This is a genomic window from Bacteroides sp. AF25-5LB, assembly GCF_003602965.1.
Classification (GTDB): domain Bacteria; phylum Bacteroidota; class Bacteroidia; order Bacteroidales; family Bacteroidaceae; genus Bacteroides; species Bacteroides uniformis.
In genome coordinates this window covers 54,185-70,645 of record NZ_QTMC01000004.1, presented here as the reverse complement: position 1 = coordinate 70,645, position 16,461 = coordinate 54,185, and the positions used below count along the sequence as shown (strand labels likewise).

Genomic DNA, 16,461 nt, shown 5'->3' with positions numbered 1-16,461 from the left:
AAAGAACCGGAATGAAGAAAATCTATCTTGCATACCTTCTGCTTATTATATTGTCTGCCTGCGGCAGCAAAAACACGAATTCAGTCCACCTAAGCGGTGAAATCAAAGGGCTGGGGAATGATACCCTTTATATATATGGTACGGACAAGTTCTATAACCGTATGGACACACTGCTTGTCAAGGATGACAAGTTCTCTGCAACCCTCACCACCGACACACTTGCCTCTACATGGTTGCAATTCAGCGACGGTACGGAATATCCGCTTTACCTGGACAAAGGAGACAACATAAAGATAAAAGGTTCTGCCGCCGAGCTTACTTCACTGGAAATCACGGGAAATGTCCCCAATGAAGAACTAACCGCCTTTCAGAAAGAGTTGAAAGGCTTGAGTACTCCCTCGGAGAAAGCATTGGAAGAAAAAGCAGAAGCCTTCATCAACAACCATCCTTCTTCACTGGTAAGTATCTATCTGCTGGAGAAATATTTCGTGCAAAAACCGCAACCGGACTTCGCCTTAATCAAAGAAATGACAGCACACATGACCGGAGGCTTAAAAGACCGTCCGTATGTGGACGAACTGCTTGATCTGATCCAAGAAGAAGAGAAGATATCCATCGGGAAAACTATCCCTTACGTCAACCTGCCCAATGCCAAAGGTACACAAATCAGTCGCACCAGCTTTAAAGACAAATATCTGTTGATACATTTCTGGGCATCTTGGGACCCGCAAAGCATGGAAGCCAACGCTGCCCTGCGCCGGATTTACAAGAAAGAAGAAAAGAACAAACTATTCGCCCTCTGGGGTATTTCCTTGGACATCGACAGAAAGGAATGGGAAGAAGCAATCAAAAGAGATACCCTGAAGTGGGAACAGAGTTGTGATTTCTCCGGATGGAACACAGCGCCCATCAAGCAGCTCGCCATACAAGCATTGCCTGCCAACCTGTTCCTTAGCCCTTCCGGAAAAATTGAAGGGAAGAATATGAGTGAGGAAGACATCAAGAAGAAACTGGAGGAGATAGAGCAAAAGGAAAAAGAGAAGAAAGAGAGTGAAAAAAAACTCAAAAAACAAAACCGACGGTAGCCTATCCTGCCATCACTAACCCCTAATCACTAAAAACGTGCTCATAAAAGTTTTTGGAGCGGCTGTTCAAGGTATTGACGCAACCCTCATCACCATTGAAGTCAACAGTTCCAGAGGCTGTATGTTCCATTTAGTCGGTTTACCGGACTCTGCGGTCAAAGAAAGCCATCAACGTATCATATCTGCTTTGCAAGTCAACGGTTACCGGATGCCTACCAGTAATATCGTCATCAACATGGCACCGGCAGATATCCGCAAGGAAGGTACAGCTTACGATTTACCTTTAGCCATCGGCATACTTGCCGCCAGCGAAGTTATCCAGTCCGATAAGCTGGAACGCTATCTGTTGATGGGTGAACTAAGCCTTGATGGTAGTCTGCAACCTATCAAAGGAGCACTCCCCATTGCCATTAAGGCCAGAGAGCTGGGGTTTGAGGGTATGATAGTTCCTTGCTCGAACGCACATGAGGCCGCTGTAGTGAACAACCTAAAAGTCTACGGCGTGGAGAATATCAAAGATGTCATTGAGTTCTTCAACGGAAAACCAAAATTATCCCCGACACAAGTCAATACCCGCGAAGAGTTTTACTCCCAACAAAGCTCTTTTGAACTGGACTTTGCAGAAGTGAAAGGGCAGGAAAATGTAAAGCGAGCGCTGGAAGTAGCCGCCGCAGGCAGCCACAATATTCTTCTCATTGGGGCCCCGGGTAGCGGAAAGTCTATGCTGGCAAAACGTCTTCCCTCCATACTTCCTCCTTTATCATTGGGAGAAAGCCTGGAAACGACCAAGATTCATTCTGTTGCCGGAAAACTCGGTAAAGGTGGCGGACTTATCTCAAAACGGCCATTCCGTGATCCGCACAATTCCATTTCCACAGTAGCCATGACTGGTGGAGGCAGTTTCCCCCAACCCGGTGAAATCAGTCTGGCTCATAATGGAATCCTATACCTCGACGAATTGCCTGAGTATAACCGCAGCGTTTTGGAGGTTCTCCGCCAACCGCTGGAAGATAGAAAAATTACTGTATCACGCATTCGATGCAATGTGGAATATCCTGCCAGTTTTATGCTGGTAGCCTCCATGAACCCATGCCCATGCGGATACTACAACCACCCGACCAAAGGCTGCGTTTGCAGTCCCGGGCAAGTACAGAAGTATCTAAATCGCATATCCGGACCTTTACTCGACCGCATAGACCTGCAAATCGAAGTTACCCCACTTCCTTTTGAAAAGATGGCAGACACTCGCCCGGGTGAGTCGAGCGCAACAATACGAGAGCGTGTGATACATGCCCGACAAATTCAGGAAACAAGGTATGCAGACATTCCCGGTGTATATTGCAATGCCCAGATGAACAGTAAACTGCTTGCCTGCTACGCCCGTCCGGATGACAAAGGACTTGCCATGCTCAAAACTGCCATGAACCGGCTGAACCTTTCGGCCCGCGCCTACGACCGCATATTGAAAGTATCACGCACCATCGCCGACCTGGAAGACTGCGAATCAATACAGCCGGCACACTTGGCGGAAGCTATCGGATATAGGAATCTGGATAGGGAGGACTGGGCAGGATGAAAAAGGGATTAGGGATTAGCGGTGAGCGATTAACAGTCAGCCCCTTTAATCTCTAATCCCTAATCTCTAACCCTTATTTCTCTATCCGAATGCGCGCATCCACCGCTATCACCTGCTTTTCAGTCGCCAACAATGGATTGATATCCATCTCCTTGATTTCCGTTGCAAAGCGCAGCAAGGTGGAAAGCCGTACAATAATTTCGGCAAATTTATCTTCATTCACACCCTTCTGCCCGCGCGTACCTTTGATAATCTTATAGGCACGCAACGAGTGAATCATGGAGTAAGCCTCCTCATAGGACAACGGTGCAAGACCGGAAGATATATCCTTCAGCACCTCCACAAAAATACCGCCCAGGCCGCAGAGTACCACATGTCCGAACTTCTCTTCATATTTGGCACCGATAAACAATTCCGTCCCTTTCAGCATCGGCTGCACCATAATAGCACTGGCTTCGGGAATCTGCATCATACGGTCGAATTCCAATGCCAAATGCTGTTCACTTTTGATATTGAGCACAACACCGCCTACATCCGACTTATGCACCGGCCCCACCACCTTTGCCACCACCGGGAATCCCGTGCGGCGTGCAAAGGCAAGCACTTCTTCCTTGTTGTCCGAAACAAACTCCTCCACAATAGGAATACCTGCAGAGCTGAGCAATGCCTGCACATAGTGCGGTGCGATATAACCGTCCGCAGGAATGGAATCTATAATCCGGCGGATACGGGGAACATCCACTCCAAAGAGCTCGATTTCATTATTGGCAGGCCTCGGGGCATTCATTATCCGAGAAAGTGCCGTGCCCAAAGTCACTTCATCGGCAAAGTTCACATGGCCTTTTGCCAGAAAAGCAGCAACCTCGGCTCCTGCCGTATTGATGGAAGGAAGAATCGGAAAAATCGGCTTCTTGCAATGCTGCATCTTCTCATGCAGCACGTCATACATTTCAAACATGGTCACCAGTCCCGGAGTACCGAAAATAGCCATTACAGCATCAATATTGTCCAACTTCTCCTCACAATACTCCAGACAGAGGCGCAGATGTTCCGGCGTACCCGTAGCCAGAATATCAATGGGATTCCCCACAGCCGCACCGGGGAAAAGCTTGCCCTTAAGTTCCTCCGCCACCGGTCCTTCCAGTTTCGGGACATTCAGTCCGCCCTTACTCAACGCATCGGTCAACATCACTCCCGGACCGCCGGCATGGGTAATGATGGCGAAGTTTTTCCCTTTCAGTTCCGGCAGTGTAAAGATACAACCTACGGTTGTCAGCTCCTCGCGCGAATAGCAACGCACAATACCCGCCTTACGGAACAAGGCCTCTACCGCCGAATCGCTACTGGCAATGGCCCCCGTATGCGAACTCGCCGCCCGGCTGCCGCTTTCGCTACTGCCCGCCTTGATGGCCGCAATCTTGCAGCCCTTCTTGATGAGCGAGGATGCATGAAACAGCAGACGGTCGGGATCACCGATACTCTCAATATAAAGAAGTTTTATTCTGGAATCCGCTTCCGGATTGAAGTGTTCGTCCATGTATTGCAATACATCCTCCACACCGATTTGCTTGGCATTGCCCACAGACCATACAGAGTTGAACTGCAAGCCCTTGGTCACAGCGCTCTCCAATATGAACACCGCTGTGGCACCGGAGCTGGAAATCAAGTCTACCCCTTGCGGATGCAGTTGCGGGATGGGCTGGCTGAATACACTGTGATGCCACGAGTTCATAAAACCGATACAGTTGGGGCCTATCAGAGAGGCTCCATACCGGTTCACCGTTTCCAGTATGCGATCTTCCAGCACAGCACCCTCATGGGTCTCCTCACCAAAACCGGCAGAAAGGATAATGAACGCCTTCACCTGCTTCTCCGCGGCAAGCACCTCCACCGCATCGGGACAAAGCGCGGCAGGTATGGCAAGGATGGCAAGGTCCGTATCGGGAATGTCCTTCACATCCGCAAAGGCAGCAACACCCTGCACTTCAGTCTCTTTCGGATTCACGGCACGAAGCTCACCGGTATATCCGCCGCTAAGCAGATTTTTCAGGATAGCTCCTCCGGGTTTGTGTACATTGTTAGATGCTCCCACTACCACAATACTGGCCGGGTGAAGCAATTGGCTTGTTATCATAGTTGTTTTTACATTAAGTTAGTGATTCATGCACAAATATACATTTTCCATACATAAAAGCAATCGGTAAAAGAGAAAATAAGCTTAATCCCTTTGCAAAATATAAATAAGTTTACGGAAGTATATATATTTGTGCCATCAATAACAATACGCAGAAAACTACCCCATATGGAAAGCCGTGTCAAAGAGATAGATTATCTGAAATGCATCTTCATCACCCTGATGATTATCTTCCACCTTGTATATATAGGTGACAAGTATCCGTATGCGAAACAAATCGTCTATACGTTCCACATGTCCGCTTTCCTGATTATTTCGGGCTATCTGGCCAATAACCGGAAGGATGCCCGAAGCTTTCTCCGCAAGTTTCTATGGATTTTCATTCCGTATGCCTGCATGGAGGCGGCCTATACGGTGATGTCGCATTTCCTGCCCGTACGCGAAAGTGTAGATGCCATTACTCCTGCTATATTACTCGACAAGATATTCCTCCATCCGATGGGGCCTTACTGGTATCTGCATACACTGATTCTGTGCAGCCTCATCTATTATATCACATTCCGCTATGTACGGCTGTCGGTTGTCTCCCGGCTGGTTGTGGCCGGTGTCTGCCTGTTTGCCCTTTCCCATTGGGGAGGATTGATGAACTTCTCCAATGCCCTCTATTTCCTTATCGGCATGACAGTGAGCCAAAGCGGGCTTCGTTTTACACAAGTCTTTCGCGCCACAACCTTCGCCATTGTTCCATTCGTAATACTATGCTGCTTTCCCGCCAATCTGGATAGGGGTACTCTGGCAGGAGTCGCCATCACCTGGCTTTCCATCAGCCTGTTGTTGGCAGTCTACAATTATCTGCCGGCACAAGCCAAGCGGCTTTCCTTCTTTATAGGACGCAATACGTTGGTCATACTCCTTTTCTCGCCCATTTTCACCATTCTGTCCAAAGCGTTTCTACCCGTATTTGCCTTCGACCCTACGGGGATACTGTTCCTTGTCACTGCTACCGTCTTCACTCTTAGCGGCTGCATGAGTATGGCATGGGCTATGGACAAGATGCACGTTTCCAAATTCTTCTTCGGGAAAAGGAGTATATTGTGCTGAGACGAAATCATCAGATGATAAACAGTAATTCAAGGCAAACTTTTCAGCCAAATCCCCATAGATAGACTGGAGCATTCTCTTCCAGCACCCCAGCCAATACCCGCTCCGCCTGCCCTACCTCGATCACCGTTTCATATTGCTAGCCAGTTCAGCAATGTCTGCATATACCAGACATAGCCTTCGAAACGCCGATACAGCCATATAATCGAAATTCTCCTTCAAAGTCTGCTCGGACTTATCCAGTACAAAATTCAAAGATACGGTAGGTATAGCTCATCAGTACTAACCATCGGATGGCAAGAACGGAAAAAAACAGTTTGTGCAACACCATTTCACTAAGCGTATCCAACTGTCCAAGTACTGTTTTTGCCAGCAAGCAAACAGAAGCAGGCAAATTCCGCGTGGCAAATATGTCCATATAAAAAACAAGCAACATCATCTTTCGCCTGACGCTGCTGCATATTATAGAACACGTCTTTATGAACCCCGTTTTTCCAATACGCTGGAAAGTAATCAAGGCAATGTTTCTACCATTCTCCAATGCAGAAAGCATCTTTTCCGTTTCCTCCGTTTGGTCGCAAAAGTATCGGAGAGAGGCATAGCCATAAATCAGAAAAGGATTTCTCAGTTCTAAGCCGACTTGTTTCACACCTAATGATTCCACGTTTTGCGTTACACACTTTACATAATGCAAAATATGTTTATATGATAACTCCAGTTACCCCAACAGTAACTCCATTTACACTATAAGGTAACGACCGTTCATGGAATAAAAGCCGTTACACCTTACAGTGAACGGCTTTACATTAGAAGGTAAGCAATCGATAAATACACTGTATAAGACTATGGCAGTATTTCACCTTCCGCTGTCACCTTTACGTAGATTTCCCTTTCCCCTTGCTCCATCTCTACCAAAAAGTAACTGCCATCGGGAGTCTCAATAAAGTCGGCATCATCAATGACATAACCAGGATGGGCAGCCATAACAGCGTTCTTCACTACATCCTCCAGATGCCTCTTGCTGATGTCCCAGGTAGTATAGGCCCATGCACCCTCAGCGGTGAACATCACATCCTTGCTGATATTTCCATGCACGATTTCGACTTCTGTCATACCGCTCTTTTCTTTTTCAATATCCACAATGCGGGCATTAGGATATTTCTCTGCTATAAAATCCTTGATGGCGGTGGAAATATCAGAAGGGAGATAATCTTCGGGAGAACCGCCGTTGTGCGCATCGGCCACTTCTTTCACCAGAATGCCGTCTTCCGAATAATAGAGGTCCATTTCCTGATTACCTTTCTCCACTTCGATGATGTAGACAACAGCCATTTCCTTACGTTCCAGCTTGTCTACATCTTCCACCTTCCATACATTATAATAGGTACTACTCTCGTAAGAGCTTCTCACCGGAGCGGGAAGGTCCGCATAACGGAGGTCGGTTTCGGTCATCTGCCATACACCGTCTTTGGTGAACCAAGCCTCCTTCTCGAAATTGTCCTCATGGAAATCGGCCACATAATATGCACCTTTTGTTTCCCATTCTATACGCTGAGCATTGGGATGCTCCTTGGCCAACGCATTACTCAGTTCCGCGGGCACGGAGATTCCGTCGTTGTCGTCATCATCACAGCTTTGCAAGGCAAAGGCAAACACGCCTAACGCCAATAATAAGAAGTACTTTTCCAGTTTCATAGTCATTTCATTTTTTACATTATCAATATCAAATTTGTTCGTTTCGTAGGACAAAGATGAGGCCTAAATCTGGAAAGAATCTGGAAGAATACTCATATTTTGCAGAAAACAGCTATCTTTGTGCCACTAAAAGCGTTCATAACAAAAGAGATACATAATAACACAATGGAAAAGAAATTCAAACGTACCACCGTGACCTCGGCATTGCCGTATGCCAACGGCCCGGTTCATATCGGACACCTGGCAGGCGTTTATGTTCCTGCCGACATCTACGTCCGCTACCTGAGACTGAAAAAGGAAGATGTAATCTTCATCGGCGGCTCCGACGAACACGGAGTGCCCATCACCATCCGCGCCAAGAAGGAAGGCATCACCCCGCAAGACGTGGTGGACCGCTATCATACACTTATAAAGAAGTCTTTCGAAGAGTTCGGCGTCTCCTTCGACGTGTACAGCCGTACTACTTCAAAGACGCATCACGACACGGCTTCCGACTTCTTCCGCAAGCTGTACGATAAGGGAGAATTCATCGAAAAGACCAGCATGCAGTATTACGACGAAGAAGCCAAGACCTTCCTTGCCGACCGCTACATCACCGGCGAGTGCCCCCACTGCCATGCCGAAGGCGCTTACGGTGACCAATGCGAGAAGTGCGGCACCAGCCTCAGCCCCACGGACCTGATTAATCCGAAGAGTGCCATCAGTGGCAGCCAGCCCGTAATGCGCGAGACAAAGCACTGGTATCTGCCGCTGGACAAGCACGAGGAATGGCTTCGCCAATGGATTCTGGAAGACCATAAGGAGTGGCGTCCCAATGTTTATGGCCAATGCAAGAGCTGGCTCGACATGGGCTTGCAGCCGCGTGCCGTGAGCCGCGACCTGGATTGGGGTATTCCCGTTCCCGTAGAGGGTGCCGAGGGCAAAGTGCTCTATGTATGGTTCGACGCCCCTATCGGCTACATCAGCAACACCAAAGAATTGCTGCCCGACACATGGGAGAAATGGTGGAAAGACCCCGAAACGCGTCTGGTACACTTCATCGGAAAAGACAATATCGTGTTCCACTGCATCGTGTTCCCCGCCATGCTGAAGGCAGAGGGTAGCTACATCCTGCCGGACAACGTGCCGAGCAACGAGTTCCTGAACCTGGAGGGCGACAAGATTTCCACTTCACGCAACTGGGCAGTATGGCTGCACGAGTATCTCGTTGACTTCCCCGGTAAGCAGGATGTGCTGCGCTACGTGCTGACAGCCAACGCACCGGAGACAAAAGACAACGACTTCACCTGGAAGGACTTTCAGGCACGCAATAACAACGAACTGGTTGCCGTTTATGGCAACTTCGTGAACCGCGCCCTGCAACTCACCAAGAAGTACTTCGACAGCGTAGTACCCGCCGCAGGCGAACTGAACGACTACGACCGCGAGACGCTGAAAGAATTTGCCGACGTCAAGGCAGAAGTGGAGAAGTTACTGGACGTATTCAAGTTCCGCGACGCACAAAAGGAAGCGATGAACCTTGCCCGCATCGGAAACAAATACCTTGCCGACACCGAACCGTGGAAACTTGCCAAGACAGACATGGAGCGCGTAGCCACCATTCTCCACATCTCGTTGCAGTTGGTCGCCAACCTTGCCATTGCTTTCGAACCGTTCCTGCCCTTCAGCAGCGAGAAGCTTCGCAAGATGCTGAACATGGACAGCTTTGACTGGGCAGAGCTGGGACACACCGACCTGTTGCCTGCCGGACACCAGCTGGGCACCCCCGAACTGCTGTTCGAAAAGATAGAGGACGACGTCATCCAGGCACAAGTGGACAAGCTGCTTGCCACCAAGAAGGCAAACGAAGCCGCCACCTACAAGGCAAACCCCATCAAGCCGACCATCGCCTTCGAAGACTTTGAAAAGCTGGATATCCGCGTAGGTACAGTGCTTGAATGCGAGGCAGTGCCCAAGATGAAGAAGCTGCTGAAGTTCAAGATTGCCGACGGGCTGGAAAACCGCACCATCGTCAGCGGCATTGCCCAGCACTACAAACCGGAAGAACTGGTAGGCAAGCAAGTGCTGTTCATCGCCAACCTCGCTCCACGCCAATTCAAGAACGGGCTGGTAAGTGAAGGAATGATTCTCTCTGCCGAGAATTATGACGGCTCGCTGGCGGTGACTTCACTGCTGAAAGAGGTGAAACCGGGCAGCGAGGTGAAATAAAGCAGTAACAAGGTAACGAGTTAACAAGGCTACAGGGAGGAAGGAAAAGCCTCGTGGCCTTGTTAACTCGTTGGCTTATCAACCAATAAACTATGTCCGATACATCACTCAAAGAAAAAACAGCCAAAGGCCTCTTCTGGGGAGGATTCAGCAACGGCATACAGCAGTTGTTAAATCTGGGATTCGGAATAGTCCTTGCCCGTCTGCTGGATGCTTCGGATTATGGTATGGTAGGGATGCTTACCATTTTCTCCGCCATTGCCGCCGCCTTGCAGGAGGGTGGGTTCATTTCGGCACTGACCAACCGGAAGGAGACTTTGCACAAGGATTACAACGCCGTGTTCTGGTTCAGCCTGATGTGCAGCACTACTATATATATATTACTCTTCTTTGCCGCACCGCTGATTGCCGACTTCTACGATACGCCCGAGCTGATACCGCTGTCCCGTCTCTCTTTCCTCGGATTCGTCATCTCAAGCATGAGCATCGCACCGAGAGCGTATCTGTTCAAGAATCTCAGAATCAAGGACACTACCATCATCTCCATTTCGAGTCTGATAGTCTCCGGCATTGTGGGCATCACACTGGCTGCCAACGGATTCGCCTATTGGGGGATTGCATTGCAAAGCATCTCTTTCATCACCGTAATGACGATTCTTAACTTCTACTTCTCGCGTTGGAGACCCCACTTCCGGTTCGACTTCACACCCATTAAGGAGATGATAGGGTTCAGCAGTAAGATAATCATTACGAATATCTTCACCATAATCAATAACAATTTGTTTTCCGTCTTGTTGGGTAAGTTCTACTCGGAACGGGAAGTGGGTAACTTTACGCAGGCAAACAAGTGGAACGGCATGGGACATACCACGATTACGGGCATGATAAACGGCATTGCACAACCCGTCTTTACCCGTGTTGCCGATGACAAGGCACGGCAACTTGCCGTATTCAGAAAGCTGCTGCGCTTCACCGCCTTTATCTCTTTCCCCGCCATGCTGGGATTGAGCTTGGTATCGAAAGAACTGATTATAATCACTATCACGGAGAAGTGGCTGCCCAGTGCCGATATCTTGCAACTGTTATGTATTTGGGGAGCATTTATTCCCGTCATCAATCTGTTCTCCAACCTGCTCATCAGCCGGGGGCATTCTTCTATCTATATGTGGAGCACCATCAGCTTGAGCCTGCTGCAAATAGTAGCTGTATGTGCCATATACCCATACGGATTGGAGTGGATGCTGCGTATTTTCGTCATTATCAATATCGGCTGGCTATTTGTATGGTTCCGTTTTGTCAAGAGGGAGATAGGATTAAGACTGCGCGATATGCTGAAAGACATCTCTCCTTATCTCTCCCTATCCATTGTACTCGTAGTATCAACTCACTATGCCACTCAGCCCATAGAAAACCTATACTTAAATATGGCAGCCAAAATCATTATGGTAGCTGGGCTTTATGCACTGGTTTTGTGGAAACTACAATCTACCATCTTCCGGGAAAGCATTGAATTCCTCTTAAAGAAAAAAAGAGCATGAGCCGCATAGCCTACATCATATCCGCCTACAAGGATGCCCCACACTTGGCACGCCTGGTTGCCGCACTGGATGACCGGGCAGACTTCTACGTGCACATCGACCTCAATGCCGATATACACCCTTTTGAAGAAGCCTTGGGAGACAAGGTCACTTTCGTGCCCCGCCACCGGATAAGCTGGGGAGGATGGGAACAAGTGGAATACCAGAAAGAATTGCTTGCTGCCGTATTGCACAGCGGTATCCCCTATACCCGCGTAGTATGCCTGAGCGGGCAGGACTACCCATTATGGAGCAACAACGCCATCCACCGCTATTTTGAGGAGCATCAAGACACTGAATTCATCGGCGGTTTCAACCTGACACACTGCACCGTGAAACAGCAGTTGCACAAGATAACCCATTACCACCCTTTCCGTGACCTGCCTTGGAAGAGTATATGGTGGAAGAACAAACTCATCGTAGCATCGCGCAAGCTGGTACAGATACTCCCCATCCGGAAAGCCCCTTTTGCACCCTTGGAAGGCAAGCAGGCAGATGTCTATTTCGGTTCCGACTATTGGGCCATCACGTTGCCCTGCGCACGATATGTATATGAAAAGTTGTGCACGGAGGAGAAGCTGGTGAAGTATTTCAGAACCAGCTTTGTACCCAGCGAACTGTGCATACAGACCATCGTATTCAACTCCCCTTTTGCCTCAAAAGGGCTTCTTTTAGAGGGAGAATACCCCGGACTTACCCGTCTCACCCCCTTGCACTACATAGACTACGGCGCATCCATCCGCGTGATGACACTCGAGGACCTGCCGGTATTGCAGCAGTCTGGAAAGATGTTCTGCCGGAAAGTGGTAAGCGGGGAGTCCGACACACTGATAGAAAAACTCAAGTCCGATTTCGCAAAAGAAGATTGAAATGGAAAGTGCTCCTTTCAACTATTATCATTATTTTTGCAGACATCAATCAAAAATGGTATCCATGGTGAAGCAATATACCCCAGAAGAACTGACCCAACTACATCAGGTGCTATACGAAATACTGGAAGAGATTGTGCGCATCTGCGACAAACACAATATTCCCTATTTTGTAATCGGCGGAACAGCAATAGGGGCACTCTATGACAAAGCGATTCTTCCTTGGGATGACGACATAGATATAGGTATGAAACGGGAAGACTACAATAAGTTTCTCCAGATAGCCTCCCAAGAACTGAGAGAACCATACTTTCTTTCATGGATACATACCGACCCTCATAGTCCTTATTACTTTGCCAAAGTCAAGAAAAACAACACCTTGTTTGTCGAAGAGATGTTTAAAGATGTACCTATGCATCAGGGAATCTTTGTCGATATATTCCCTTTTGACCGTATTCCAAACAATAAGCTATTAAGGAAGATACAATATGAAGCCGTCAACTTTCTGAAATGCTGCCTGATGGGAAAAGAGGTATGGCTATGGAAACACTTCGGAAAATGTCAAATATCCAACCCTACCAATCGTGGAGCTGTTGCCTGCCTTCTGAACCGGATAGTTGATATGACACTCTCTAAAAAGACAATCTACCGTTTGATGGTGATAATGCAAAGTTGTTTCAACTCATGGAAAACTTTGTATTACAACAATGTGATTACCACTACCGACCATGTTTTGGAGACGAGTCTCAACCATTTACAACCAATCAAATTCGGTCCACTTTATCTGAAAGCACCTGATGGATTGGAAAACTTTCTACGGTACAACTATCCCACTTTACACCGGTATACAGAAGAAGAGCAGGACAAGATAAACAATCATTATCCGGCAGTTCTTTCTTTCAACATACCAAATGACCATATAGCCACCTCCTAATCCAACAAAATTGCCATGAAACCAGCCCTTGTAGATGTATCTGTACTGATTCTTTTCTTCAACCGCCCCAAACTGCTGGCGCAAGTATTCGAACAAGTGAAGAAAGCACGCCCCGCACGACTGTTTCTCTATCAGGACGGCCCGCGCGGCGAGCGTGACATGCCGGGCATAGAAGCTTGTCGCAAAGTAGTGGCAGACATCGACTGGGAATGCGAAGTACACCACAACTACCAAGAGAAGAACTACGGCTGCGACCCATCGGAATACATGGCACAGAAGTGGGCATTCTCCTTGTCGGACAAATGTATCGTGCTTGAGGATGACGACGTGCCCGCCGTCTCTTTCTTCGGCTTCTGCAAGGAACTGCTCGACAAGTATGAGCACGACACACGCATCAGCATGATTGCCGGATTCAACAACGAGGAGATTACACCCGACATCACTTCCGACTACTTCTTCGCCACCACCTTCTCCATCTGGGGATGGGCGAGCTGGCGGCGGGTGACGGACCAATGGGATGAATTCTACACCTTCCTGGACGACAAGGAGAACATGCGGCAACTGAAGAACCTCATCCACACACGGCGCTACCGCAAAGACTTCATCTACATGTGCCAACGCCACCGCGAACACGGGAAAGCCTATTACGAAACCATCTTCCACGCTTCCATGTTGTTCAATTCGGGTCTGAGCATCGTGCCCACCCGCAACATGATAAACAATCTGGGAGCCACTGCCGACTCCACCCACTTTGCCGGCTCCGTGCACACCATGCCGCGCGGTTACCGCCGCATCTTCACCATGAAACGCCACGAAGTGGAGTTTCCACTGAAGCACCCTCGTCACGTCATCGAGAACACAGCCTACAAGGATAGCGTTTACCGCATCATGGCATGGCGGCATCCCTGGATAAAGATTGCACGGTCGTTCGAGGAACTGGCGTTGAACCTACGGTACGGCAACTTCACCATCATATGGCAAACGCTGCAAAAGCGTATCCGGAAATGGATGAAACAAGACCGGCATCTGTAACAAGAAAAAACATTCAAAAAAGAAGAAACGAACAACAGTCATGAGAGTACTACTTATCAATACATCCGAACGCATCGGCGGCGCAGCCATCGCCGCCAGCCGTCTGATGGAATCACTCAAGAACCACGGCATCAAAGCCAAGCTGCTGGTACGCGACAAGCAGACCGACCAAATCTCCGTTGTGTCACTGGACCATAACTGGCGCATGGTGTGGAAGTTCGTCTGGGAGCGCATCGTCATCTGGAGCGCCAACCGCTTCAACAAGAAGAACATCTTTGCCGTAGACATTGCCAACACGGGGACAGACATCACCTCACTGCCCGAATTCCAGCAAGCAGACGTCATCCATCTGCACTGGATAAACCAAGGGATGCTCTCGCTGAAGAACATCGAGAAGATTCTCGCCTCGGGCAAGCCCGTCGTCTGGACCATGCACGACATGTGGCCCTGCACTGGCATCTGTCACCATGCCCGCGAGTGCACCCACTACCAGCAGGAATGCCACAACTGCCCCTTCATCCACGGAGGTGGAGGCAAACGTGACCTTTCCTACCGCATCTTCCACAAAAAGCAGGCATTGTATCGCAACCGTCACATCAACTTCGTCACCTGCAGCCGCTGGCTGGAAGAACGTGCCCGGACAAGCGCCCTCTTCTGCGGGCATGCCGTGACATGCATCCCCAACCCCATCAACACCAATCTCTTCAAGCCCCGAAACCGGCAGGAAGCCCGCAGCCGTTGCCTACTGCCGCAAGACAAGAAACTCATGCTGTTCGGCTCGGTGAAGATTACGGACAAACGGAAAGGCATCGACTACCTGATAGAATCGTGCCGACTGCTGGCTGACAAGCATCCCGAACTCCGGGAACAGTTGGGTGTCGTCGTCTTCGGCAACCAATCGCAACAACTGGAAAACCTGCTTCCATTCAAAGTCTACCCGCTGAACTTCGTCAGCAACGAACACCAACTGGTGAACATCTACAATGCCGTGGACATCTTCGTGACCCCCTCGCTGGAAGAGAACCTGCCGAACACCATCATGGAAGCCATGGCATGCGGCATTCCCTGCGTCGGATTCAACGTGGGCGGCATCCCTGAGATGATAGACCATCTGCACAACGGCTACGTGGCACAATACAAATCCTCGGAAGACTTTGCCAACGGCATCTACTGGACGCTGACCGAACCCGACTACCCCAGCCTCTCGGAACAAGCCTGCCGGAAAGCCATCTCCCACTATTCGGAGAACGTCGTCGCCAAGAAATACATTGACCTTTACAACAAAGTGACCGGAAGAAATGCATAACCACCCCACCCCGAAATTCAGCATCATCACCGTGACCTACAACGCCGAAGCGGTACTGGAGGACACGATTCAAAGCGTTATCTCGCAAACCTACCACCACGTGGAATACATCATTGTGGACGGTGCGTCCAAAGACGGCACGCTCTCCATCATCGACCGTTACCGCGACCGCATCACCCGCATCGTGAGCGAACCGGACAAGGGACTGTACGACGCCATGAACAAAGGCATCCGCCTTGCCACCGGCGATTACCTCTGCTTCCTCAATGCCGGCGACAGCTTCCACGAGGACGACACCTTGCAGCAGATGGTGCGTTCCATCTCCGGCAACGAACTACCCGACGTGCTGTACGGCGAAACGGAGCTGGTGGACAAGGAAGGCCACTTCATCCGCATGCGCCGCCTCGCCGCCCCGGAAGTGCTTACCTGGCGAAGCTTCAAGCAGGGCATGCTGGTCTGCCATCAGGCCTTCTTTGCCAAAGCTTCCCTTGTAGAACCCTACGACCTGCAATACCGCTTCTCCGCCGACTTCGACTGGTGCATCCAGGTGATGAAGAAGGCACGGACCTTGCACAATACCCATCTCACCCTCATCGACTATCTGGAAGAGGGAATGACCACCCAGAACCGGCAAGCATCCCTGCGCGAACGCTTCCGCATCATGGCGCGGCATTACGGACTGGCGAGTACCATAGCCCATCATGCCTGGTTCGTATTACGGGCCGTGATAAAGAAATAGCACAAGTTTCGAGGGCAAATATACTTTGTTCCCGCAAGACCTATACCTTGTGGGAATCCCCCCCTATACCCAGCTCCCTACAGTATAGGAGTGAGTACCCAAAACATCCCCATGTTTTCACCTAAAACATCCGGATGTAATGGGGCAAAACATCCCCATGTTTTTGGGTAAAACATCCGGGTGTTTTGGAGAAAGACATCCGGAT

The 16,461-nt window shown here is 49.4% G+C and carries 13 protein-coding genes; 10 read left to right on the top strand and 3 right to left on the bottom strand.

What is annotated here, in order from left to right; genetic code table 11:
• Positions 1–11: 11 nt before the first annotated feature.
• Together DWY57_RS05925 and DWY57_RS05920 are read left to right on the top strand one after the other, a co-directional pair.
• Positions 12–1,085, top strand: coding sequence for a TlpA disulfide reductase family protein (locus tag DWY57_RS05925; protein ID WP_117601400.1), 1,074 nt, complete (start codon positions 12–14; stop codon positions 1,083–1,085).
• Between the two features lie 37 nt (positions 1,086–1,122).
• Positions 1,123–2,661, top strand: a complete 1,539-nt coding sequence (locus DWY57_RS05920; protein ID WP_117601401.1) for a YifB family Mg chelatase-like AAA ATPase — start codon at positions 1,123–1,125, stop codon at positions 2,659–2,661.
• 73 nt (positions 2,662–2,734) lie between these two features.
• Here the strand turns inward: DWY57_RS05920 and DWY57_RS05915 are convergent, their stop codons facing one another.
• A complete protein-coding gene (locus DWY57_RS05915; protein ID WP_117601402.1) occupies positions 2,735–4,795 on the bottom strand; it encodes an acetate--CoA ligase in 2,061 nt (686 codons plus the stop codon).
• A gap of 168 nt (positions 4,796–4,963) precedes the next feature.
• On the opposite strand from DWY57_RS05915, the gene DWY57_RS05910 reads away from it, so the two are divergent.
• On the top strand, positions 4,964–5,896 hold the full coding sequence (locus DWY57_RS05910) for an acyltransferase (RefSeq protein ID WP_117601403.1): 933 nt from the start codon (positions 4,964–4,966) through the stop codon (positions 5,894–5,896).
• A gap of 235 nt (positions 5,897–6,131) precedes the next feature.
• On the opposite strand, the gene DWY57_RS05905 is transcribed toward DWY57_RS05910, so the two are convergent.
• Both DWY57_RS05905 and DWY57_RS05900 read right to left on the bottom strand, forming a co-directional pair.
• A complete protein-coding gene (locus DWY57_RS05905; RefSeq protein WP_117713745.1) occupies positions 6,132–6,560 on the bottom strand; it encodes a hypothetical protein in 429 nt (142 codons plus the stop codon).
• A 179-nt stretch (positions 6,561–6,739) separates the two neighbouring features.
• Positions 6,740–7,591, bottom strand: coding sequence for a PepSY-like domain-containing protein (locus DWY57_RS05900; RefSeq protein WP_165491368.1), 852 nt, complete (start codon positions 7,589–7,591; stop codon positions 6,740–6,742).
• A gap of 165 nt (positions 7,592–7,756) precedes the next feature.
• Here DWY57_RS05900 and metG point away from each other — a divergent pair, with 165 nt between their 5' ends.
• The 7 genes from metG to DWY57_RS05865 all read left to right on the top strand — a co-directional run bounded on the left by metG (position 7,757) and on the right by DWY57_RS05865 (position 16,256).
• Positions 7,757–9,799 carry a methionine--tRNA ligase gene (gene metG / locus DWY57_RS05895; protein WP_009037611.1) on the top strand — a complete coding sequence of 681 codons (2,043 nt, stop codon included), beginning with the start codon at positions 7,757–7,759 and terminating at the stop codon, positions 9,797–9,799.
• Positions 9,800–9,891: 92 nt separating this feature from the next.
• Positions 9,892–11,337 (top strand): lipopolysaccharide biosynthesis protein, encoded by a 1,446-nt coding sequence (locus DWY57_RS05890; RefSeq protein WP_119961464.1) that lies wholly within the window; start codon positions 9,892–9,894, stop codon positions 11,335–11,337.
• Positions 11,334–12,245 carry a beta-1,6-N-acetylglucosaminyltransferase gene (locus DWY57_RS05885; protein WP_087333210.1) on the top strand — a complete coding sequence of 304 codons (912 nt, stop codon included), beginning with the start codon at positions 11,334–11,336 and terminating at the stop codon, positions 12,243–12,245. The genes DWY57_RS05890 and DWY57_RS05885 overlap by 4 nt, the downstream gene beginning before the upstream one ends.
• A 64-nt stretch (positions 12,246–12,309) precedes the next feature.
• Complete coding sequence (locus DWY57_RS05880) at positions 12,310–13,179, top strand: LicD family protein (protein ID WP_005834345.1); 870 nt, start codon at positions 12,310–12,312, stop codon at positions 13,177–13,179.
• A gap of 15 nt (positions 13,180–13,194) precedes the next feature.
• A complete protein-coding gene (locus tag DWY57_RS05875) occupies positions 13,195–14,211 on the top strand; it encodes a hypothetical protein (protein ID WP_016272354.1) in 1,017 nt (338 codons plus the stop codon).
• A gap of 40 nt (positions 14,212–14,251) precedes the next feature.
• Positions 14,252–15,517 carry a glycosyltransferase family 4 protein gene (locus tag DWY57_RS05870; protein WP_008662500.1) on the top strand — a complete coding sequence of 422 codons (1,266 nt, stop codon included), beginning with the start codon at positions 14,252–14,254 and terminating at the stop codon, positions 15,515–15,517.
• Positions 15,510–16,256 carry a glycosyltransferase family 2 protein gene (locus DWY57_RS05865; RefSeq protein ID WP_117964630.1) on the top strand — a complete coding sequence of 249 codons (747 nt, stop codon included), beginning with the start codon at positions 15,510–15,512 and terminating at the stop codon, positions 16,254–16,256. The genes DWY57_RS05870 and DWY57_RS05865 overlap by 8 nt, the downstream gene beginning before the upstream one ends.
• The last annotated feature ends 205 nt before the right edge of the window (positions 16,257–16,461 follow it).

Coding starts and splice junctions, on each gene's coding strand:
- DWY57_RS05925 (WP_117601400.1), top strand. CDS start 12: ATGAAGAAAATCTATCTTGCATACCTTCTGCTTATTATATTGTCTGCC.
- DWY57_RS05915 (WP_117601402.1), bottom strand. CDS start 4,795: ATGATAACAAGCCAATTGCTTCACCCGGCCAGTATTGTGGTAGTGGGA.
- DWY57_RS05910 (WP_117601403.1), top strand. CDS start 4,964: ATGGAAAGCCGTGTCAAAGAGATAGATTATCTGAAATGCATCTTCATC.
- DWY57_RS05900 (WP_165491368.1), bottom strand. CDS start 7,591: ATGAAACTGGAAAAGTACTTCTTATTATTGGCGTTAGGCGTGTTTGCC.
- metG (WP_009037611.1), top strand. CDS start 7,757: ATGGAAAAGAAATTCAAACGTACCACCGTGACCTCGGCATTGCCGTAT.
- DWY57_RS05890 (WP_119961464.1), top strand. CDS start 9,892: ATGTCCGATACATCACTCAAAGAAAAAACAGCCAAAGGCCTCTTCTGG.
- DWY57_RS05885 (WP_087333210.1), top strand. CDS start 11,334: ATGAGCCGCATAGCCTACATCATATCCGCCTACAAGGATGCCCCACAC.
- DWY57_RS05880 (WP_005834345.1), top strand. CDS start 12,310: ATGGTGAAGCAATATACCCCAGAAGAACTGACCCAACTACATCAGGTG.
- DWY57_RS05875 (WP_016272354.1), top strand. CDS start 13,195: ATGAAACCAGCCCTTGTAGATGTATCTGTACTGATTCTTTTCTTCAAC.
- DWY57_RS05870 (WP_008662500.1), top strand. CDS start 14,252: ATGAGAGTACTACTTATCAATACATCCGAACGCATCGGCGGCGCAGCC.
- DWY57_RS05865 (WP_117964630.1), top strand. CDS start 15,510: ATGCATAACCACCCCACCCCGAAATTCAGCATCATCACCGTGACCTAC.